At 59.9% G+C, this 975-nt stretch carries 1 protein-coding gene; it reads left to right on the forward strand.

The genetic code is table 11. The annotated features are described in order from the left end of the window. The coding region (locus KUL93_RS11260; protein ID WP_217127127.1) for an RNA-guided endonuclease InsQ/TnpB family protein at window positions 1-975 on the forward strand (975 nt) is incomplete at both ends.

Consider the following 975-nt stretch of genomic DNA (forward strand, 5'->3'; position numbering starts at 1 on the left):
CGCTTTGCCTATAACTGGGCGCTTGCGGAATGGCAGCGCCAGTACGCGGCCTGGAAAGCCGATCCGACGCTACCCAAACCCTCTGAAAGGGCGCTGCGCCGCCAGCTCAACGCCATCAAGCGCAAGCAATTTCCCTGGATGCTGGAAGTCACCAAATGCGCCCCGCAGATGGCGATCATCCAGCTTGGCGAAGCTTTCGAGAACTTCTTCGCAGGCCGCGCCCGCTACCCCCGATTCCGCAAGAAAGGCGTAGAGGATCGCTTTACGCTCACGAACGACCAGTTTCGCGTCGAAGGTTCTCGCATCCGCATCCCCAACCTTGGCTGGGTGCGCATGCGAGAGCCGTTGCGTTTTACGGGCAAGATTCTGTCGGCCACCATCTCCCGTGTAGCCGACAAGTGGTTTGTCAGCATCACCGTCGACACCCAAGACCCACCCAAACGCCGCGCCGAAAACCAAGGCGCGGTGGGGGTGGATCTGGGGGTTTCGGCGTTTGCAACGCTCTCGACGGGAGAAAAAATCCAAGGCCCCAAGCCGCACACCGTCTTGCTCAAGCGCCTGCGACGGCTTTCCCGGAGTCTTTCGCGCAAGCAGAAAGGCTCCAGAAACCACCAAAAGACGAGGATGAGACTGGCAAGGCTGCATGCGCGCATCGCCAACATCCGCAATGACGCAATCCATAAGCTCACCACAAGCCTCACGAGCCGGTTTCATACCCTCGTCATCGAGGACTTGAACGTGCGCGGCATGGTGAGAAACCGCCATCTGGCGCGCTCCATTGCCGACATGGGGTTCTTTGAGTTCCGGCGGCAACTGGAGTACAAGGCAAAGCTGCGTGGTCGCCTGGTGGTGGTAGCAGATCGCTTCTATCCCAGCAGCAAGACGTGTTCGGCTTGCGGTCATCTGCAAGACTCTTTGCCGTTATCGGTTCGCGCATGGGTCTGCCCAGAATGCGGCGCGATGCACGACCGCGAC

Origin of the sequence: Hydrogenophilus thiooxidans (genome assembly GCF_019049855.1) — a bacterium.
GTDB lineage: Bacteria > Pseudomonadota > Gammaproteobacteria > Burkholderiales > Rhodocyclaceae > Hydrogenophilus > Hydrogenophilus thiooxidans.